Origin of the sequence: Planktothrix agardhii (assembly GCF_904830935.1) — a bacterium.
GTDB classification, from domain to species: Bacteria; Cyanobacteriota; Cyanobacteriia; order Cyanobacteriales; family Microcoleaceae; genus Planktothrix; species Planktothrix agardhii.
In genome coordinates this window covers 4,498,765-4,518,515 of record NZ_LR882952.1, presented here as the reverse complement: position 1 = coordinate 4,518,515, position 19,751 = coordinate 4,498,765, and the positions used below count along the sequence as shown (strand labels likewise).

The 19,751-nt window shown below is 39.4% G+C and carries 18 protein-coding genes and 1 tRNA gene; 10 read left to right on the top strand and 9 right to left on the bottom strand.

All coding sequences use genetic code 11. The features are described 5' to 3' along the window. Window positions 1-5 precede the first annotated feature (5 nt). Entirely contained in the window at window positions 6-710 is a 705-nt protein-coding gene (locus NMG88_RS20645) for a polysaccharide deacetylase family protein (protein ID WP_043938587.1), read from the bottom strand. 94 nt (window positions 711-804) lie between these two features. On the opposite strand from NMG88_RS20645, the gene rd reads away from it, so the two are divergent. Continuing rightward, window positions 805-966, top strand: coding sequence for a rubredoxin (gene rd / locus NMG88_RS20640; RefSeq protein ID WP_071783089.1), 162 nt, complete (start codon window positions 805-807; stop codon window positions 964-966). Between the two features lie 9 nt (window positions 967-975). Continuing rightward, the gene (locus tag NMG88_RS20635; protein ID WP_254035764.1) at window positions 976-2,214 is read left to right on the top strand and encodes a BaiN/RdsA family NAD(P)/FAD-dependent oxidoreductase; all 1,239 of its coding nucleotides are present in this window, start codon (window positions 976-978) and stop codon (window positions 2,212-2,214) included. Between the two features lie 36 nt (window positions 2,215-2,250). Here the strand turns inward: NMG88_RS20635 and NMG88_RS20630 are convergent, their stop codons facing one another. Next, window positions 2,251-2,442, bottom strand: coding sequence for a hypothetical protein (locus NMG88_RS20630; RefSeq protein WP_026786290.1), 192 nt, complete (start codon window positions 2,440-2,442; stop codon window positions 2,251-2,253). Between the two features lie 75 nt (window positions 2,443-2,517). Between NMG88_RS20630 and ruvA the strand changes: the two genes are divergently transcribed. Further along, the gene (gene ruvA, locus NMG88_RS20625; RefSeq protein ID WP_254035763.1) at window positions 2,518-3,150 is read left to right on the top strand and encodes a Holliday junction branch migration protein RuvA; all 633 of its coding nucleotides are present in this window, start codon (window positions 2,518-2,520) and stop codon (window positions 3,148-3,150) included. A 34-nt stretch (window positions 3,151-3,184) separates the two neighbouring features. On the opposite strand, the gene NMG88_RS20620 is transcribed toward ruvA, so the two are convergent. From NMG88_RS20620 to mutS, 3 genes are all read right to left on the bottom strand, one after another. Next, window positions 3,185-3,805, bottom strand: coding sequence for an ExbD/TolR family protein (locus NMG88_RS20620; RefSeq protein ID WP_026786288.1), 621 nt, complete (start codon window positions 3,803-3,805; stop codon window positions 3,185-3,187). Between the two features lie 67 nt (window positions 3,806-3,872). Beyond that, window positions 3,873-4,694 (bottom strand): MotA/TolQ/ExbB proton channel family protein, encoded by an 822-nt coding sequence (locus tag NMG88_RS20615; protein WP_254035762.1) that lies wholly within the window; start codon window positions 4,692-4,694, stop codon window positions 3,873-3,875. Between the two features lie 191 nt (window positions 4,695-4,885). Next, entirely contained in the window at window positions 4,886-7,549 is a 2,664-nt protein-coding gene (gene mutS / locus NMG88_RS20610) for a DNA mismatch repair protein MutS (RefSeq protein WP_254035761.1), read from the bottom strand. Window positions 7,550-7,690: 141 nt separating this feature from the next. Here mutS and NMG88_RS20605 point away from each other — a divergent pair, with 141 nt between their 5' ends. Together NMG88_RS20605 and NMG88_RS20600 are read left to right on the top strand one after the other, a co-directional pair. After that, window positions 7,691-9,610, top strand: a complete 1,920-nt coding sequence (locus NMG88_RS20605) for a putative bifunctional diguanylate cyclase/phosphodiesterase (protein WP_227381150.1) — start codon at window positions 7,691-7,693, stop codon at window positions 9,608-9,610. Between the two features lie 36 nt (window positions 9,611-9,646). After that, window positions 9,647-10,324: a lecithin retinol acyltransferase family protein gene (locus NMG88_RS20600; protein WP_026786286.1), complete on the top strand. Its 678-nt coding sequence runs from the start codon at window positions 9,647-9,649 to the stop codon at window positions 10,322-10,324. Window positions 10,325-10,459: 135 nt separating this feature from the next. Here the strand turns inward: NMG88_RS20600 and NMG88_RS20595 are convergent. Continuing rightward, window positions 10,460-10,531 (bottom strand) — tRNA-Gln (locus NMG88_RS20595). Window positions 10,532-10,721: 190 nt separating this feature from the next. Between NMG88_RS20595 and NMG88_RS20590 the strand changes: the two genes are divergently transcribed. Beyond that, window positions 10,722-11,018, top strand: coding sequence for an NUDIX hydrolase (locus NMG88_RS20590; RefSeq protein WP_052369682.1), 297 nt, complete (start codon window positions 10,722-10,724; stop codon window positions 11,016-11,018). 41 nt (window positions 11,019-11,059) lie between these two features. On the opposite strand, the gene NMG88_RS20585 is transcribed toward NMG88_RS20590, so the two are convergent. Next, window positions 11,060-11,941 carry an NAD(P)-dependent oxidoreductase gene (locus NMG88_RS20585; RefSeq protein ID WP_042156436.1) on the bottom strand — a complete coding sequence of 294 codons (882 nt, stop codon included), beginning with the start codon at window positions 11,939-11,941 and terminating at the stop codon, window positions 11,060-11,062. A gap of 235 nt (window positions 11,942-12,176) precedes the next feature. On the opposite strand from NMG88_RS20585, the gene NMG88_RS20580 reads away from it, so the two are divergent. Next, complete coding sequence (locus NMG88_RS20580) at window positions 12,177-13,541, top strand: hypothetical protein (RefSeq protein ID WP_042156433.1); 1,365 nt, start codon at window positions 12,177-12,179, stop codon at window positions 13,539-13,541. A gap of 45 nt (window positions 13,542-13,586) precedes the next feature. Here NMG88_RS20580 and tatC read toward each other — a convergent pair whose 3' ends face one another. Beyond that, on the bottom strand, window positions 13,587-14,558 hold the full coding sequence (gene tatC / locus NMG88_RS20575) for a twin-arginine translocase subunit TatC (protein WP_235752002.1): 972 nt from the start codon (window positions 14,556-14,558) through the stop codon (window positions 13,587-13,589). A gap of 199 nt (window positions 14,559-14,757) precedes the next feature. Here tatC and NMG88_RS20570 point away from each other — a divergent pair, with 199 nt between their 5' ends. Further along, window positions 14,758-16,260 (top strand): CHAT domain-containing protein, encoded by a 1,503-nt coding sequence (locus tag NMG88_RS20570; protein WP_235766099.1) that lies wholly within the window; start codon window positions 14,758-14,760, stop codon window positions 16,258-16,260. A 95-nt stretch (window positions 16,261-16,355) separates the two neighbouring features. On the opposite strand, the gene acsF is transcribed toward NMG88_RS20570, so the two are convergent. After that, window positions 16,356-17,432 (bottom strand): magnesium-protoporphyrin IX monomethyl ester (oxidative) cyclase, encoded by a 1,077-nt coding sequence (gene acsF / locus NMG88_RS20565; protein WP_042156432.1) that lies wholly within the window; start codon window positions 17,430-17,432, stop codon window positions 16,356-16,358. 378 nt (window positions 17,433-17,810) lie between these two features. Here acsF and NMG88_RS20560 point away from each other — a divergent pair, with 378 nt between their 5' ends. Both NMG88_RS20560 and NMG88_RS20555 read left to right on the top strand, forming a co-directional pair. Next, window positions 17,811-18,905, top strand: coding sequence for a permease (locus NMG88_RS20560; RefSeq protein WP_083621069.1), 1,095 nt, complete (start codon window positions 17,811-17,813; stop codon window positions 18,903-18,905). Between the two features lie 24 nt (window positions 18,906-18,929). Next, window positions 18,930-19,724 (top strand): TIGR03943 family putative permease subunit, encoded by a 795-nt coding sequence (locus NMG88_RS20555; RefSeq protein WP_042156428.1) that lies wholly within the window; start codon window positions 18,930-18,932, stop codon window positions 19,722-19,724. Window positions 19,725-19,751 lie beyond the last annotated feature (27 nt).

Sequence of the window (19,751 nt, the reverse complement as noted above, 5' to 3'; positions counted from 1 at the left end):
GCTAATTATAGCATCGGTTTTGCTGACTGCCAAAATTTAGAAATCGTTACAAATTGATAGCCCTGTTCTAATAATTTAGGAATAATTTCTTCAGCAGTTTTTGCCACATCTTTTCCCCCATTATAGCCATCATGGAGGACAATAATTGACCCATTTCGGGTTTGTTTGATCACCCTATTACTGACAATTTCAACCCCAGGTTGTACCCAATCTTCAGGGACAACACTCCACATCACCGGACGATATCCCCAACTTGTTAATAAATCTAAAGTTCTGGGTAAAAATACACCGTTAGGGGGACGAACATCTAGGATTAATTCCGGTTCCAGACCACAAGCATTAAAAATAGCAGTTTTAGTTTTTTCTAGGCTTTGTTTTAATACAATTTCTGTTAATAAAGGGAAAGTATCGTGTTGATAACCATGTAACCCTATCCAATGACCTTGTTGATAGACAGCTTGGGCAATTTCAGGATATTTTTCTACCTCATGTCCTAACCAAAAAAAACTGGCCGTAATTTGAAAATGTTCTAAAACCTTTAATAATTCTAAGGTATATTGGGGGTGCGGCCCATCATCAAAGGTTAAGCAAATTTCTGGTTGAGATGAATCCCCTGTCCATAGACATCGGGGAAATTTTTGGCTTAAAAGTGGATACAAATAGGGGAAAAATGAGGCAAATTGTAGTTTAAAATTGAAATGGTTATTCATAAAGGTTTAAGTTCACAAATCTTTGTATAAATAAGTTGGTATTGGGTTAAAAAAAATGTACCATATTGATCGGTAATTAATTGGCAAATCTGACATGAAAAAGTATGTTTGTAAAACCTGTGGCTATACCTACGATCCCGAATACGGTGATACCGATGGCGGTATTGAACCGGGTACAGCTTTTGAAGATATCCCAGAAGACTGGATTTGTCCACTTTGTAGCGCGGAAAAAAAAGATTTTGAATTAGAAGAATAGAGGGTTAATTTGTCTAGTATACAGCCTTTAAAAGTGATTGTAATTGGGGGTGGAGCAGCAGGTTTTTTTGGGGCGATTACTTGTGCAAATCACCACGCCCAGACTCAAGTAATTTTGCTTGAAGCCGGACAACAAACCCTGGCTAAAGTAAGGATTTCCGGCGGGGGACGGTGTAATGTCACCCATGCTTGTTTTGAACCGACTCAATTTGTACAAAATTACCCCAGGGGAAGCAAAGTTTTGCGCGGTGCTTTTAGTCGATTCCAAGCTAAAAATACCGTGGAATGGTTTGCTAATCATGGGGTGAAATTAAAAACAGAAACCGACGGGCGAATGTTCCCCACAACGGACGATTCTGCAACGATTGTTAACTGTTTAATTAGAGTAGCAGAACAGGCGGGAGTCAGGATTAAAACGCAAGCTCTGGTGGCTTCTATTTCCTACAATAATTATAGCCCCCATCCTTTTAAAATTCAACTGAAATCGGGAGAAATTTTAGAAGGCGATCGCATTTTATTGGCCACCGGAAGTAACCCCTCTGGTTATAAATTTGCTCAAGCTTTAGGACATACAATTATTCAGCCAGTTCCCTCTTTATTTACCTTTAATCTTAAAGATAAACGACTGCAAGATTTAGCGGGAGTTTCTGTTAGTTCGGCGCGGGTTAAACTCCCCCAAGCTAAATTAGAACAAACCGGGCCATTATTAATTACCCATTGGGGATTAAGTGGGCCAGCAATTTTAAAATTATCCGCTTGGGGGGCGAGGGTTTTATATGATTGTCATTATAAATCCCCTCTACAAATTAATTGGCTTCCCCAGGAACATCCAGAACAATTAAAGGAAAAATTATTAGACCTAAAATCACAATTCCCTAATCGTTTAATTTCGGCAAATTGTCCGGTTGATTTACCTCGTCGTCTTTGGAAACAATTGGTTGATTATCTTGGAATTGATGAGGAAAAACGCTGGTCAGAAATTTCTAATAAATCTTTAAATCAACTAATTCAAGAGTTGACACAAGGAAGTTATAATATTAATGGAAAAGGCGTTTTCAAGGAGGAATTTGTTACCTGTGGTGGAATAAATTTAAAGGAAGTTAATTTTAAAACCATGGAAAGTCGTTGTTGTCCAGGGTTATATTTAGCCGGAGAAATCTTAGATATTGATGGAGTTACCGGGGGATTTAATTTTCAAAGTGCTTGGACAACTGGATGGTTAGCAGGAAAATCTGTTGTTGGGCTTTAGCCCAGGGAAAGAGCGCTGAAGCGCAACAACAAATTATTAAATTTTTGGTTTTCCGTCCTCTGATTTTGGAATATCTGGACAGGAATTGAAGGTTTTTAATTGATAACCTTGTTTCTCCATTGTCTCTACAAAATGAGTAGGATCTTGATTATTATTTTCAGGTAATATTTCGGGAGGATGATTTTTTAAATCCTGGCGTTTGTGTTTGAGTTTAGATTGTTTACCCATGATGTTGATATCCTTATAATTAATGAAAATAATGGTATAATAATTATAACACTTTCAACTATTTTAATTTTCTATATGATGGGTTATCTCAAGGGGAACGTTGCCGATCTGCAAAAGGGAAATGGAAATAGAATTACCCTATTACTCGATGTTAATAATATTGGGTATGAAGTGCAAATTTTACCTCGAATGAGAGCAGAATTACCTGCTGTTGGGGAGTCGATACAAATTTTTACCCATTTACAAGTCCGAGAAGATCAAATTGTTTTATATGGCTTTTATAATATGGCTGAACGGGATTTGTTTCGCCAATTAATTAGCGTTAGTGGCATCGGAACTCAATTAGCGATCGCTCTTTTAGATACCCTCGGACTTCAAGATCTAATTCAAGCAATTGTAGGCGGTAATACCCGTGTTTTAGCCAAAACTCCAGGCGTCGGAAGCAAAACCGCAGAACGCATCGCCCTAGAACTCAAAACTAAACTATCGGAATGGCGACAACAAGCTGGAATGCTTTCATCTAATCCCTCCAATATTACCCCAAAAATTCAAGAAGAAGTCGAAATGACCCTACTGGCTTTGGGTTATACTGGAGCAGAAGTGATGCAAGCTTTACAAGTTATTAGTCAAGATTCTAGTTTAGCCAAACAAACTAATTCCGATGAATGGATCAGAAGTGCGATCGCTTGGTTAAGTCAAGGGACTTGAAAGCTATTGACAGAAACTCCCCAAAACTCAAGTCTCATAGCTTACCCTCAGGGGGAATAGTATTTCCAGCAGGGGGAATTTGGGGAGCAAAAGGATTAGTATTGTCCGACGGGGGAACCGGAGAAGGTAAAATCGGAGGCAGCATATCTCCTGAGTTGGGTGCTGTGGGAGCAAAAGGTGGGGTGAGATTAGTCGGATTGGGAGGCGTTAATGTAGGATTTGAAGGATTGATTGGGGGTTTGATTTCCTGAGAACTGGGTAATGTCGCCAGGGCGACCCGTTCTCCGCCAATAGCTCGTAAACGGTCTAATACCCGAATCACATCATTATAAAGGGCTTCTCTTGGGGCATAGAGTACGATTAATCCACTGGGATTCCAACGTCGAAATCGGAGTAAAGATCGGTCTAATTGATCTTGATTAACTGGTTGTTGTTCAATATAGGTTTGTCCAGATTTATCAATCCCCACAATTAACATTTTTTGCATTTGGGTTTCCCCCGTACTCGCCTTGGGCAAATCCACATTAATTGCCTGTTGACGAGTTAATTGTAGGGATGCCAAAATAAAGAACGTGAGAATACAAAACACGACATCAATTAACGGAATTAATTCTATTCTGGCTTCATCAGTGGTCGAATCTGTTCTAATTTTCATAAAAATTTGGGGATTAATGTTTTAGAGTCTTCTTGGATAAAAAAGTAACTTTTTCTGTTGAAAACATTTATTTTTCCTCTTTTTCTTCCTCCTCCAAAGACTCAGATTTTTTTACGGGTTTAGGCCTTTTTTCTGTTTCAGGAATAGAGTTATTATTGTCTTCATCTATTAGAGGAAATTTCAAAAGTGGCTCATTTGTTTCTTCTGATTCTTCTTCTGATTCTTCTTCTTCATCGGTTTCAAGAATTTGTAACTGAGATTTTGGATATGGCCAATTCTGACGATACATCAATTCTAATTCGTTTCCCGCTTTCCGAAATATTTTGGCTTGACCAAACATTAATCCCTGAAACAATCGATAAAATGCCAAACTAATAATCGCTACAATTAATCCCGTTGCAGTGGAAATTAAGGCTTCCGCAATCCCCAAGGTCACATCCGCAGAGGATGAAGTCCCGATATCACCCAAACGAATCGAACCCAGAGAGTTAATTAACCCTAACACAGTTCCCAAGAGTCCCAACAGAGGGGACATGGCAATCACCGCCTCGAAAATTTTATCCCCCCGACGCATAAAGGCTAATTCTTCATCCGCCGCCGCTTCTAGGGCTAAACGAAAAAGTTCGGGGTCGGGAGACTCTAACCGTAGGGGTGCATAGAGAAACCGTCCCATTGGTTGATTGCTAGATTGTTTAGCAATTTGATGGGCTTTCCCCCATTGTCCCCGTCGGGCTGAGTCAATGACTCGGTTAACGATTTGTTTTTCTTTGGTCAGGGTCGTACCCCAAAACCAAATCCTTTCTATGACCACACTCATCGACAGAATGGACAAGATCAGCAATGGCCACATTGCTGGCCCACCCTTGGCAAAAATCTCTTGAATATTCATCGAACTCGCACAACCTCCTAAAAATCTCACCCCTACAACTGTATTAGATGTACAGGCATTTGGCGAACAAAAAGCCAAACCCTTTCAATTTTGCCATTCTCACCGGGTGAATCGCTAGGGGTTTCTGGTTTCAAATTCTCCGGTATGGCTATTTAATCCTAATCAGTTAATCAATAATTGGATTTTTGAAATTAATTCTCAAAAATATCTAACTGTTCTACAGAATCATCTTTTTTATCCTGTTTTTTAATTCCTTTTCTCAATCCCATGGCTATTTTACTATGCTTTTCAATTTGACGCATCACTTGTTTAGCCCGTTGAATTACAACATCTGGTAAACCCGCTAACCGTCCCGCTTCAATTCCATAAGATTTATCGGCTCCTCCGGGTTGAACTTGATGCAAAAATATAATTTTATCGGGTAATTCTTTAACTGTAACTTGATAGTTTGCCACATTGGGAATAATTGAAGCGAGTTCATTTAATTCGTGGTAATGGGTAGCAAAAATTGTCCGAGAACGAATTTCTGTGGCTAAATATTCCGCCACTGACCAAGCAATAGATAAACCGTCAAAGGTAGCCGTCCCTCGGCCAATTTCATCTAATAACACTAAGGATTTTTGAGTTGCATGATTTAAAATATTAGCGGTTTCATTCATTTCTACCATAAAGGTTGATTGACCTGTGGCTAAATCATCCACTGCGCCCACCCGGGTAAAAATGCGATCGCAAATTCCTAATTTAGCCGATTTAGCCGGAACAAAACTACCCACTTGAGCTAATAATTGAATTAAGCCAATTTGTCTTAGATAACAACTTTTACCACTGGCATTCGGCCCAGTTAAAATAATTAGATCAGGGTGAGAATAGGGTTTAATTTCTGGGGTTTCTGACCCTTCTTCTTGACTTCCCAACTGAGCCGTATTCGGAACAAAAAACCCCGGAGGTAAGGATTTTTCAACTACGGGATGGCGACCTTCAATAATTTTAACTTCTCGACTATTCACCATTTCAGGACGACAATAACCTTGATAAACCGCAATATCCGCTAACCCAGATAAAACATCAATTGCGGCTACCGCCCGCGATACATCTCTAATTAATTCTGAGTGTTCTCCCACTTCTAATCTTAATCGCAGAAAAATCTCATATTCTAATTGGTTTAAATCGTCTTTTGCGGTTAAAATTCTGGCTTCTCGTTCCTTTAATTCCGGGGTAATAAATCGTTCTTCATTGGTTAAGGTTTGTTTCCTAATATAATCATTGGGAGCTTGATCTAATTTAGAACGAGTAATACTAATATAATAGCCAAAGGCTTTATTAAAACCTACTTTTAAAGTAGAAATTCCGGTGCGTTCCCGTTCTTTAATTTCTAAATTTGCTAACCATTGTTGATCTGCTTCTGCTAATACCCGCAGCGAGTCTAATTGTTCATCCATTCCCGAACGAATTATCCCCCCTTCTTTCAAGTGTTGGGGCGGAGAGTCTACTAAATAGGATTGAATTTTATGGGCTAATTCTTCTAATACGGGGGGAACAGTTTGTAGGGATTTTAAATAGGGAGAATTACCCCGACTGACTAAAACCGATAATTCCGGTAATTTGGCTAAAGAATCTGCTAAAGCAACTAAATCCCTGGCATTTGCAGTGCCATTTCCCGCCCGTCCGGTTAACCTTTCTAAATCATAAATTTGCCGGAGTAATTGCTGTAACTGATATCTTAATTCATGGTTGTCAACTAACTCTTGAATTGTATCATGACGCGCCCTAATTCCTCGCAGATCTAATAATGGTTGTAATAACCAACGACGCAACGCCCGACCTCCCATAGCGGTGCTAGTTTTATCTAAAGCCCATAATAAAGAACCGTGTAAAGTTCCATCTCGAACGGTTTGGGTAATTTCTAAATTGCGGCGACTTTGATAATCTAAGATTAAATAATCGGTAATTGTATAGGTATGAAGTCTTTGTAGGGGAACTTGATTTTGCCGTTGAGTATCTTCTAAATAATCTAATAATCCTCCGGCGGCTCGTACTCCTAGGGGTAAATGATCACAGCCTAATCCTTCTAAAGAACGCATTTGAAATTGTTCTAAAATTTTATTTCTGGCTTCACTTAAACTAAAGGGAAATTGCGATCGCAAGGAATAACAAAAACAATTCGGTAAACAGTCCGGTAACTGACTAGATTTTTCCCCTGGACGCAACATTTTTCCTAAATCCGGGGCATTAATAGGAAACAACACTTCCGACGGTTGTAGACGCATTAACTCTTGGGTTAGTTGTTCTAAATTTTGGGATTGGGTGGTTAAAAATTCCCCCGTAGAAATATCAGAATAAGCCAGCCCCCAATGATCTCCAGCAATCACAACCGCCGCCAAATAATTATTTTTACGACCCTTGAGCATTCCGTCATCCGTCAAAGTTCCGGGGGTTAAAATTCGGGTAATTTCTCGACGCACTTGGCGTTTTTCCCTGGCCGCAATTTCCGCATCTTCAACTTGATCACAAATCGCCACCGCATAGCCTTTTTCTAATAGCATGGTAGCATAGCGTTCTACTGCATGATGGGGAACACCCGTCATCGGAACTCGGCCAATTTCTTTCCCTCCGTGTTTTGCAGTTTGCACTAATTCCAATTCTTGAGCTATGGTAATAGCATCCTGAAAAAAGCACTCAAAGAAATCCCCCACCCGAAATAATAATAAGGCATGGGGATATTGTTCTTTGACTTCGATATAGCGGTGCATCATTTCCGATAACTTTTCCCGATCGATCAGGTGATAGTCTGCATTGGGCGGAAGCGAATTGTCGGGAACTGAAGGAGCAGAGGACGCACTGGGGGGAACGCTCATAGTTTTTTGAAGATGCAAACCAAGACTAATCCTTAAGACTTTAGCGCGTTTAGTGCTTTTCTGCCAATAGGTAGCACTTTAGTTTAGACTTTAATTCATACAAATCTTAGTCCACAACAGTCGTCAGACTGTATTTTTAAAGTGAAACGCGATCGCATTTCATCCGAAAACCTAGCTCGTCAAGTTGCTAGTATTTATGCCTTTCTCAGTAGTATTTGGATTTTTTCATCCGATCAAATACTGCAATTTCTCGTGCCTAATCCCCAATCTTTGACCCTGATTCAGAGTATAAAAGGAGGAGCATTTGTTGTTATTACGACTACCATTCTCTACTTTTTTGTGCGCTTAGGAACTCGTCGTTTAGAGAAATCTGAACAACGGTATCGAACTTTATTTTTTGCCCATCCCCAACCGATGTGGGTTTATGACATAAAAACCCTTAAATTTCTAGCGGTTAATGAAGCAACAATCGAACATTATGGCTATTCAGAAGCAGAATTTCTCTTGATGAAAATTACAGAAATTATACTTCCTGAAGAAATTCCGCGACTATTAGAAAGCCTATCTAAAATTGAAATGGGACTTAATCGAGTTGGACTATGGCAACATCATAAAAAAGATGGCACGTTAATATCTGTAGAAGTAACAGGTCATACTTTAGAATGGAAAGGTAAATTTGCCGAAGTAATTCTAGCTCAAGATATTACAAAACGGCTACAAACTAAAGCCGAATTAGAAAACTACGCTTTTAGTGATTTACTCACCGGATTAGCCAGTCTTAGTTTGTTATTAGAACGCCTACAATTTGTGATTAATTATCCGTCCCAAAACTCAAATAATTTTGCCATTTTATCCTTAGATATTGATCGATTTAAGCCTCTCAAATATGCCTTTGGTCATGATTTAGCAGAACAACTATTAATTGCCGTTGCCCAGCGCCTTAAAACCTTGGTCAGCCCCCGCGATATAGTTGCTCGGGTGGGAACCGATGAATTTGCAATTTTATTTACTGATATTGCCAATTATAATATTTTAACCGAAAAAATTGAACGTATTCATGCGGCTTTAGATTTTCCCTTTCGGTTGGATACGGTGACTATTTCATCGGCGACCAGTATTGGTGTGGTTTTGGATAAACTCCAGAGTCAACGTCCAGAAGATTATCTTCAAGCCGCCGATACTGCCATGTATTATGCCAAACAAAAAGGACGGGGAACAACGGTATTTTATGAGCCTAGTATGGCAAAAGTTGTAGCTGAACACCTGCAATTAGAAGCGGATTTACAACGGGCAATTGAACGTCAACAACTCAGTTTAAATTATCAACCAATTGTTTCCCTAGAAACTCAAAAAGTGGTGGGTTTTGAAGCCTTAGTGCGTTGGTATCATCCCGACCGGGGTTTTGTGTCTCCAGTTCAGTTAATTAATTTAGCCGAAAAAGCGGGATTAATTGTTTCCATGGGGCAATGGGTTTTATCCCAAGCCTGTAAACATTTATTAGAATGGCAAACCCGATTTCCTGACCTCTATGTGAGTGTTAATCTTTCGGAAATTCAGTTACGACATCCGAGTTTAATTCAAGAAGTTAAACGGGTCTTAGATTCTTTACAACTTCCACCATTTAGCTTAAAATTAGAAATTACAGAGAGCAGTTTGATGGAGAATATTACCTGGTCAACCGGATTATTAGAACAGTTAAAAACCCTTAAAATTCGATTATTAATTGATGATTTTGGCACGGGATATTCTTCCTTGAGTTATTTACAAAAGTTGCCCGTAGATACCTTGAAAATAGACCGCTCTTTTGTCCAGAATATCGAAGTTAATAATAAAGATTTTGAAATTGCTAAAACTATTATTAATTTAGCTCATAGTTTGGGTTTACAAGTGGTAACTGAAGGAATTGAAACCTCCCAGCAAGTTGAAATTTTTCAACAACTGCGCTGTGAATTTGGACAGGGATATTTATTCTCTCCTCCCCTAAACCCAACAGAGGTGATGGATTTTCTCAACCAAAACTGTTCAAATAACCGTCCTAGATGTTCACCTGAAAACCGTTAAAATAAAATAGTAATTGAAGTAATTATTAAAAATAATATGGCAAGAGGCGACCAAATCTATATTTTTCGGGAATTTTGGAACCTAGAGGGTTTATATGAACATCATGGCATTGATTGTGGTGATGGCACTGTGATTCATTATCGCAAACCCAGCGAAATTATTGAACAGACTTCTATAGAAATTTTTTCCAGGGGTCAAAAGATTTATATTCGACAGTATCCCATTCGTTATATAGCAGATACGGTTATTAACCGCGCCCAAAGTCGCTTGGGGGAAAAACAATATAATTTACTGTTTAATAATTGTGAACATTTTGCGACTTGGTGCATAACTGGGGAGAGTAAAAGTCAACAAGTTGAGAATTTTATTCCCCTTCTCCGTCATATTAATATTGATACCTTATCTGAGCCTCTCAAACAAGCGTTTATGGGTAGTCAACCCCAAGATGCTAAACGACTTTTAAATCAAGCATTAGGGGAAATTCGCGTCGCTTGGGATGACGTTCATCCTCAGTATAAAAAAGCCCTAGATGAAATGAATTCTTGGCATCAAGTGGCGATGGAAGCCTTAAAACGAAATCGAGAAGATTTAGCAAAAGAAGCCATTAAGCGAAAACTAAATTCCAAAAAACGAGCAACAGAATTAGAAGAAAATTTGGAAAAGTTAGCAACGATGACTCAAAATTTGTTAAAAAATCAAGCGGATAATGGGTAATGGGGATCACTGATTTAAGAGGATTTCACGGATTTTAATCTGTGTTAATCTGCGTAATCCGTTTAATCCGTGATCCGGATTTTAATCTGTGTTAATCATCTTAAATCTATGATTGTTAATGGGTAATGTTTATAACTGGGGCGAAAGGATTCGAACCTCTGGATGTCGGGACCAAAACCCGATGCCTTACCACTTGGCGACGCCCCATTGCTTCACAGTTACTAATAATAGCATCACCTACCCGGGATTTGTCAAGGGTTTTTACCAAAAAATTGATAACATTTTTACATAATTCTCTAAAACCCTTATAAAATAGAGCTTTTAGCCATTTTCACCTTGAAATTGGGTTTCGAGGGAAGCCAGAATAAAGAGAATCGACTTCAAACTGTTATCGTCTATGTCCGTTAATCTGATCTCAACAGAGTTGTTTGTGGTGGTTGTCGTGCGTTCTGACAACCGCTTTTTATTGATTCAGGAGGTTACGAGAAACAGTCCCTGGTACTTTCCAGGCAGACGAGTGGAACCGGATGAAACCTTTGCTGCTGCGGCCCAACGGGAAACCCTAGAAGAAGCGGGAATTCCTATCATCCTGGAAGGGATTTTGAGAATTCAGCATCTTCCCCATCCGAGGGAAAAGTCTCGTCTGGGAGTCTTTTTTTTGGCCCGTCCTGAAGGTAATACTCAACCCAACTGACTTCTTCATCTAAAGATTCAATTTTGTAAGTCAAAAAACCTTTAACTATCGGCTTCTTTATAGGCTCGAATCATCGCTTGTGTCCCTTGATTTTCCCCGAATCCTTGATCTAATTTTTGGACGATTTTAAACAGATAATCAGCTAATTCAGTACCAGGTAAAGCGGGATCACAATTGAGAGTTTCTTGAACAATTCTGAGGTCTTTGAGGATATGTTTAATCATAAAGCCCGGTTCAAAATCACCCTCGGCGACTTTTAATCCTAAATTCGATAAAGCCCAAGATCCGGCGGCTCCGGTACTGCAAATTTCCACAACTAAATTAGGATCAATACCTTGTTTTTGGGCTAATAATAGGGCTTCACAAATACCCACCATATTTAAAGAAGCCAAAACTTGATTACATAATTTCACCCCTTGACCACTGCCAACTTTTCCACAATAACGAATTGTTTTCCCCATAGTTTCCAACAGGGGTTTTACCGTTTCAAAGGTGTTTTGATCCCCTCCGACCATAATAGTTAATGTGCCGTTTTTGGCTCCAATATCACCCCCCGAAACCGGAGCATCTAAGAATTGAATTTTAGCAGGTTCAAGCTGTTGGGAAATGCGACGGGCAGCTTCTGAACCAATGGTACTAAAATCAATCACAATTGCCCCAGGTTTGGCAAAATTAATGATGCCTTTTTCGCCTAATATCACGGCTTCAACGTCAGGAATATCCCCCACACAGGTAAAAATAATATCAACATCCGTAACGGCTTCTTGAATAGAAGAAACAATATTAGCACCCGCTTCCGAAGCTATTTTAACACCCAGGCGATCGCTCGTTCGATTCCAAGCCTTAACAGAATATCCCGATGCTGCGAGGTTGACACTCATGGGGCCACCCATGACCCCTAAACCTAAAAATGCTGTTTTCATGTTTAATTATTAAGATTGAGGATGTAGGATCGGAGGTGTACTGGCAGATAGGCAGAGGGAGTTCGTAAACAAAGTGCAACATTTAATACAGAATTTTCCTAATTTTAAACCTCTGTTGGAGCTTGAATTCGGTTTCAATCTAAATTGAGGGGGTTAACCAACTACTGCCCATAAAACTCAAGCCATAATAAGATATCAGTAATTCAATTTAAGTATATAAGGTGTATTGGTAAAAATGGGTATGAACACCGATTACAATCAACAGTGCTTAGAAAAGCTAATTTGGGCGATGCAAAATCTCAATATTGATACTGATTATACAGAACTCCCTAAAATAGCAGAACTGATTGTACAAACAATGACCGGGCCTTGGCGCTATTTTCACACCCCCAATCATATTTTTGAGGTGGGGGGGGAAGATGACCCGATTGAGGTTTTAGCGGCCTTATTCCATGATGTTGTCTATGTGCAGGTGGATCAGAGTGTTAATTTTAATTTAACCTATTATATTGCTCCTTTTGTGCGGCAAGTGGAGGTACATTTAGTCATCCGTGATGCTCAGGAATTACCCCAGGATCAGATCTTTGAAATGGTCAGACAAATTTTTGATTTTGTTCCCGGTCAAACCCTATCTCCGATGACGGGACAGAATGAGTTTTTAAGTGCATTAGTCGCGGGTAAAGTATTAGAAGATTTGTTATCTTTGGAATTATTAGTACAAGTAGTAGCTTGTATTGAAGCGACTATTCCCTTTAGAACCAAAACAGAATTAGGCAGTAATAGTGATATTTTATATGGACGATTAAAGTATGTCTGTGAACGATTTAATTTAAAATTAACTGATGAGGAGTTAATCGAAACCATTAAACGTTCTGTGAGACTTTCTAATCGAGATGTGGGAAGTTTTGCCCATGAAAGTGCAGCAAAATTTTTAGATAATACCTGGAATTTATTACCCGAAACCAATCACTACCTAAAAAATTCTAGTTCCTATACCATTAATCAATATCGGACAGCTTTGCAAAAAATGGAAGGGTTTATGAATTTTATTAAACCCGAAATTATCTTTCATCAATTTAGAGAATATCCAGATGATGCTACCTATAATAATCTAGTCGTAATGGCGAGAAAAAATATTGAGGTGGGGCGGCTTTATTTGGTGAGTAAATTATTTACGATTGCGTTTTTAGAAGCTTTATCCTTACGATTTGGGCGAGTGATTCCGGTTTCAACTTTAATGGGTGAAATGCCATCGGAAGGATTTTCTGCGGTTTCTTTAGTAGATTTTCTGCCCCTAATTCCCCAACCACACCAACCGACAACGGACTTAGAAAAACTGGTTTTAACGTTATTAGATGAAGGACGCACCCAAAGTTCATCCTATGATATCAAAAATTCACCCTTAACGACTTATATGGTTAAGTGTTTAGGGTTTGATGAAATTATTCATCAACGCAACCGCGCCCAACAATTTTTTCAAGATAAAATTAGTCATGAAGAATTTTTGGCAGGTTTTGATACGGATGTTAAAAAAGCTGTCACCGATGGAATTGTTCAGTTATTTGACTCTCGAAAAGCTTCTCTTTGTAAATCTTTGTAAGAGGGAACAGGGAATAATGGGTTTTGGGTTTTGGGGCTTTATTTTTTATTGGTTTTGAGAAGGTTTTGAGGTATTTTCAATCATTTTGACAATGCCAATTCCGCCAAAATAAAGCCCTAATATAGCGCCAGCTAATAAACTTTGGGTGAGGGGGTCAGTAGATGGGGTTAACACGGCCCCTAATACGGCTCCTCCTAAAATAACATATCGCCAACCGGATAACATTTGCTGGGAAGATACGATTTTTAATCCGCCTAAAATGGCTTGAATTACGGGAATTTGAAAGGCGATTCCGGTACAAAATAATAGGACTAAAACAAATTCAAAGTATTTTTCAATGGAAAAGAATTGTTCAACCACATCCGCGCCATAACTAACAAAAAAGTTCAATGCTGCTGGAATTAAGGCAATATAAGCAAAGCCTAAACCCAATAAAAACAATACACTTGAACCTAATAAGGTGGGGACTAATAAACGGCGTTCTTTGCGGGTTAATCCGGGTAAAACGAACATCGTAATTTGATATAAAATAAACGGAGTTGCGACGACTAACCCACTATAACCCGCTACTTTTAAAGAAACAAAGAAATATTCCCCAGGGGCGAGTTGAACAAATTTAATCCCCGATGCGGGACGTTGTAATAATTGTACAATCGGATTAACAAAAGCAAAGCAACCAATAATCGCAATAAATACCGCAATCAAAACATAAAAAATTCGTTGTCTTAATTCCTCTAAATGGTCGAAAAAACCCATCTCAACTTCATCGGGAATTTCATCACCTTCATCGGTTGTAGCTTGACTCACAGGAAGATAAAACTCAGGTTGAGGGATTTGGCTTTCAGAAGATGACTGATTTTCCTTTTCTTCTCCTAATTCAGTCGATAAGTCAATATCCTCAGAAATATCATCAAGATTAGAGATAGGAGAGGGAGAATTTTGTTCGGGATTTTCCGGTAAAACGGGGTTTAAGTTGGAGTTAGATTCCGGTGTCTCCGAATTTGAAGCAGGTGTCATAATTATCAGTAAGCGTTAAACTAGGGTTAGAAACTACCCAGTCTCAAGGGACGGGATTTTTGAAAACTAATTATCAATGTTTAGCCAACATCTATTCTACTTCAAAATTTAGACCTTAGATTAGACAACCACCAGACACAAACCGAGATAAACAAAGATTGATATTAATTTCCTCCAATTATTTTTTCATCTTGAATCTATGAAAATAATACAACGTTATTGTCTGCTATTTTTAGATATTTTAAAATATCTGGGTTCTGGTTTCACCAATCCCCGGGTTAATCAACTGATGCGCCGAACCCTGCCAATATTTTTATTCATTCTGGTTGTGATTGGACTCTGGGGGTCGAGTCTAGTTCATGGGGAGAAATTATCTTTTGGTCGTCCAGTTCTCACCGAACCTGTTCCCACTTCCCAACAACAAATCATTCGCAATATTAACGGCAATAATCCGATTACCACGATGGAAAAAAAATGGGAATTGGACTATGAAACCTATTTTGGTCGAAATCTAACCGATAGTAAACTTCAGGCTTCTGATATTGCCAAAATTTTAACAGAAATTAGCCAAAAAACCCAAACTAAACACGCGGTTCTCTGGGTCGTTCCTGAACCCCAGGGATTAGTTTTAGCATTAATTACCCCCGGAAAAGAACCTTTAGGTTTAATTCAACCCAATGTCCAAACCGAAACCTTAAAAGCTGAAGCGATTAATTTATTTCAAGAAATAACCAATCCTCGAAATTTACAAAATCAGTCTTATTTGGCATCGGCTCAACGACTTTATGATCTGATTATTAGGCCCGTTGAAGCCCAATTAAAAGCAGAAAATATTCAGACAATTTTGTTCTGTTTGGGTAATGGATTAAGAACGCTTCCCCTAGCGGTTTTACATGATGGAGAGAAATTTTTAATTGAAAAATATGCCTTAACCCGAATTCCAGCTTTTAATCTGATGAATCTCAATTATGAAAGCGTAAAAGATGCTCTAGTTTTAGCTATGGGAGCCTCGGAATTTAAGAATCAAAATCCCTTACCTGCGGTTCCTTTTGAGTTATCTACAATTGTCAACTCTGATGGAATGAATGGGGTAATCTTTCCGATGGGAAATCGGGATAATTCGGGACAGTGGCAAGGAAAATCTTTTCTAAATCAAGGGTTTACTGTAGATAATTTAAGACGTTTATTATCCTTGAGTCCCTATAGAATTGTTCATCTGGCGACCCATGCGGAATTTAAACCTGGAACACCCGGAAATTCCTATATTCAATTTTGGAATGAGCAGTTAAAATTAGATCAAATGGGTCAGTTTAACTGGAAAAATCCTCAGATTGAATTATTAGTTTTAAGTGCTTGTAAAACCGCCGTTGGGGATACGGAGGCAGAATTGGGATTTGCGGGATTAGCGTTTCAGTCGGGGGTAAAAACAGCTTTAGCAAGTTTATGGTATGTGAGTGACACGGGAACTTTAGCCTTAATGACCGAGTTTTATCAACAGTTAAAAACCGCTTCTACTAAAGCCCAAGCCTTGCAACAAACTCAAATTCAAATGTTAAAAGGGAATATCCGTTTACAACGGGGAGAATTATTATCATCCCGGGGTGAACTGACCTTACCGCCTGAAATTGCCGCACAGGAAAACTACAATCTTTCCCATCCCTATTATTGGGCAGCATTTACATTAATTGGTAGTCCTTGGTAGAGTTGATAATTGAGTTCAGTTGAGATCCGGTCAAAAAAAGAGGTTCCATAAACACAGAAACCCCTTCAGCTTAATTTAGATTGTGAAACTACTTATTAATAAACAGCACCTTGAGATGCGGTAATATCAATCGGTTTCATGAAGTACAGGCTAATTAATTGCCATCCGTTAGACAGATAATAGGGCAGTTTTTGGAAGAATTGCACGAATTTAGGACTACCAGAATTCGCGATCGCCGTCAACTGTTGGTTATTCTTCACACAAACATCTAACCGGTTATAGAACTCAGGATTATTTACATCCAGCATCACAGGGAAAACACGACCTGCGGTTTGATTGGTTTTTTCAATGACGTGAATATCATAATCCCGGGCATTTAAACCTAAACAAGCGTAGAAGTCCGCCCGTTGTAAATCGTTTAAATACATTGTTGCAAATACAGATAATAAGAAGAAACGACACCAGAGTTTCGCCTTCCAATCATTCAGCATTTGGGGTTGAGATTGCATGATGGCATCAAAGAAATCGCCATGACGGTTTTCATCCTGACACCAATTTTCAAAGAAGCGGAAAATCGGGTAAATCCGGTTTTCAGGATTCGCTTCTAAATGCCGATAAATCGTGATATAGCGCCAATACCCAATTTTTTCTGACAAATAGGTGGCGTAAAAAATAAATTTCGGTTTAAAAAACGTATATTGATGGTTTTTGGTCAAAAATCCTAGGTCTAAGGAGAGGTTAAAATCCGACATCGCTTTATTCAGAAAACCCGCATGACGAGCTTCATCGCGAGACATCAATTCAAAACACTCTGCCAAAACCGGGCTTTTTCCCTTGAGACGACGGCTGAGTTCTTTATAGAGCAGGAAACCTGAAAATTCGGCGGTGCAGGAACGCTCTAAAAATTCGATGAACAAACCACGGGTATTTCCATCAATATGATCCCAGGATTGGTCAAATTGTGCATCCCGGACAAAGTGATGGCGGTTGTAGTCTACACGAAACTCTTCCAAAATGGCTAAGAGTTCTTCCTCATTGACGGAGATGTCCATTTTCTCCATTTCCTCAAAATCCGTCGTATAGAAACGAGGAGTGAGAATGGTTTCTTTCGCTGGGCTTTTTACCCCAGGTCGGATTTCGTCAAAAGCGGGTTTTTTCAGGGAATCTACCATGTCTGTTGGATCTCTTTCTTATCGCGTTGTGTCTTAAAGTTAGGAGTTCACGGGACATTTCGCCCGTCACCCCGCTTGAGGTTAGGCTGAATTTATGAATGAGTTAAAATTGCCATGCAATATAGTCTAACAACCTCTATACCCAAACAAGAGATGATTAATATTAAGAATTGCAACAAAGTCAGCGATTGATTGACAATTGACCGTAAGCGGTTTACCCAAGTTCTATCCGATAGCCGTACTTTTAATCCCTTCTGGCAATCGAGGCCTAAGATCTGCTAAGTTGGATAGGGAATCTAGTCAGTAAATCGCTCAACTTCCATCGTCTCAATGATCCCCTGGATCACAGAATTGTTTTGTCCTTCCCCTAGGTAACGGATGCCAGCAACATTCATCCATCAATTTAGTAGTGGTTTTACCCTATTTCTCAGCTTACTGGTAGAAGCGATCCCCTTTCTGATGTTAGGGGTTTTGTTTTCCAGTGTGCTGTTGTGGTTTGTCGATGAACAGAAACTTTTGTCTTATATTCCCCCCCATCCCCTGTTAGGGGCATTTGCTGGGAGTTTGGTTGGGTTTCTGTTTCCAGTGTGTGAATGTGGGAACGTTCCGGTAGCCCGGCGCTTAATTTTGCAGGGAGTTCCCTCATCTGTGGCCATTGGGTTTTTATTTGCCGCCCCCACTATTAATCCGATCGTGATCTGGTCAACCTGGGTCGCCTTCCGAGATCAGCCAGAAATCGTGGTTTTAAGGGTTTTATTTTCCTTAACCATTGCTACAACTTTAGGCTGGTTATTTGGTGTGCAGAAGGACTTAAGACCCCTAGTTCAACCTGCGATCGCCCGAGCTTTACCCATTGCTGACCTAGTTGAACCCCCACCCTCGGATATATTGGTTTCTCCCCTACTCCAGTCGGGAACCTATTTTTTAGGGGAGTCAGCCCAACCCACTCGCCTAGAGTCTATTCCCGCATGGAAAACTCAAAACCTGCTGAAAACCCGTCAAAAAGCATCTGTTGGTGTTAAACCTTCCCTTCCCCATTGGAAAACAATATTCTTGACCCCGACCCCAGAACGTTGGGGTTCAATGTTAGAAAATATGGTGCAGGAATTTCGAGAATTGGGGGGAGTGTTAGTCCTAGGAAGTTTTATCGCTGCTGTGATCCAAGTTGCAGTTCCCCGGGAATTTATTCTAAATTTAGGTCAAAGTCCTGTGACGTCGATTCTGGCGATGTTATTGTTAGCGGGAGTTGTTTCTATTTGTTCAACGGTTGATTCCTTTTTTGCCCTGTCTTTTTCCTCTGCATTTACGAGTGGCTCGCTGTTAGCATTTTTAGTATTTGGGCCGATGATTGATATTAAAACCGTGGGATTAATGTTATCGGTTTTTAAGGCTCGGGCGGTTTTTTATCTGGTGATTCTTGCCTTTCAGTTAACCTTTTTATTCACCCTGATTGTTAACTTAAATTTCAGTTAATTTGGCTTTGGAGTTCCACCCAATATGACTCATCTGACTCAACGACTAACCCGCTTCTACAATAGATTTTCCCCAGGTTTAGAAAACCCTTGGTTAGATGTAGTTGCCCTGTTCGTTTGGGGGATTTTATTATTAAAATATTGGATCACGGGCAAACTTTATATTCTTATCCATCCCAACTATTTTAGTTTGTCGATCATAGCGGGAATTACACTACTGGTTTTAGGAGGATTAAAGGCTAGACAAATTATTCAAGAAAGTTCCGTAGGTTCTTCGCCTTCAGTACAACATATTACCTTGTTTCCAAGGGGTATGGGGAGCTTATTATTAATCATTACTGCCTGTTTAGGATTATTAATTACCCCCCAAATGTTCGGGGCACAAACGGCATTAAAACGGGGTTTAACTGAGTCTTTACCCATAACTCGCGCTCAACCCCAGAAGTTTAGAACCGCAATTCAACCGGAAAATCGCTCTTTAATTGAATGGGTTAGATTACTCAATCTTAATCCTGAACCCGATGCTTATACAGGTCAAAAGGCAAAAATTACCGGGTTTGTGATCCATCCTCCAGATTTACCTAAAAATTATATTTGGTTAGGGCGATTTATTCTTACCTGTTGTGCAGCAGACGCTTATCCTGTGGGGATTCCAGTTTTACTTCCCGAAGGCAAATCGCGAGAATTATATCCTCAAGATTCTTGGTTAGATATTGAAGGTATAATGTTTACAGAAACCTTTAATAACGAACGGAAATTAACCTTAAAAGCCCAAACAGTTAAAGCTATTCTCCCCCCCAAAAATCCCTACGATTATTAAACCGTAGTAAGCCTTTTAGGGCTGATT

Bases quoted from the DNA above. Each gene is read 5' to 3' on its own strand.
- NMG88_RS20645 (WP_043938587.1), bottom strand. From the start codon at position 710: ATGAATAACCATTTCAATTTTAAACTACAATTTGCCTCATTTTTCCCC.
- rd (WP_071783089.1), top strand. From the start codon at position 805: ATGAAAAAGTATGTTTGTAAAACCTGTGGCTATACCTACGATCCCGAA.
- NMG88_RS20630 (WP_026786290.1), bottom strand. From the start codon at position 2,442: ATGGGTAAACAATCTAAACTCAAACACAAACGCCAGGATTTAAAAAAT.
- ruvA (WP_254035763.1), top strand. From the start codon at position 2,518: ATGATGGGTTATCTCAAGGGGAACGTTGCCGATCTGCAAAAGGGAAAT.
- NMG88_RS20620 (WP_026786288.1), bottom strand. From the start codon at position 3,805: ATGAAAATTAGAACAGATTCGACCACTGATGAAGCCAGAATAGAATTA.
- NMG88_RS20615 (WP_254035762.1), bottom strand. From the start codon at position 4,694: ATGAATATTCAAGAGATTTTTGCCAAGGGTGGGCCAGCAATGTGGCCA.
- mutS (WP_254035761.1), bottom strand. From the start codon at position 7,549: ATGAGCGTTCCCCCCAGTGCGTCCTCTGCTCCTTCAGTTCCCGACAAT.
- NMG88_RS20600 (WP_026786286.1), top strand. From the start codon at position 9,647: ATGGCAAGAGGCGACCAAATCTATATTTTTCGGGAATTTTGGAACCTA.
- NMG88_RS20590 (WP_052369682.1), top strand. From the start codon at position 10,722: ATGTCCGTTAATCTGATCTCAACAGAGTTGTTTGTGGTGGTTGTCGTG.
- NMG88_RS20585 (WP_042156436.1), bottom strand. From the start codon at position 11,941: ATGAAAACAGCATTTTTAGGTTTAGGGGTCATGGGTGGCCCCATGAGT.
- NMG88_RS20580 (WP_042156433.1), top strand. From the start codon at position 12,177: ATGGGTATGAACACCGATTACAATCAACAGTGCTTAGAAAAGCTAATT.
- tatC (WP_235752002.1), bottom strand. From the start codon at position 14,558: ATGACACCTGCTTCAAATTCGGAGACACCGGAATCTAACTCCAACTTA.
- NMG88_RS20570 (WP_235766099.1), top strand. From the start codon at position 14,758: ATGAAAATAATACAACGTTATTGTCTGCTATTTTTAGATATTTTAAAA.
- acsF (WP_042156432.1), bottom strand. From the start codon at position 17,432: ATGGTAGATTCCCTGAAAAAACCCGCTTTTGACGAAATCCGACCTGGG.
- NMG88_RS20560 (WP_083621069.1), top strand. From the start codon at position 17,811: ATGCCAGCAACATTCATCCATCAATTTAGTAGTGGTTTTACCCTATTT.
- NMG88_RS20555 (WP_042156428.1), top strand. From the start codon at position 18,930: ATGACTCATCTGACTCAACGACTAACCCGCTTCTACAATAGATTTTCC.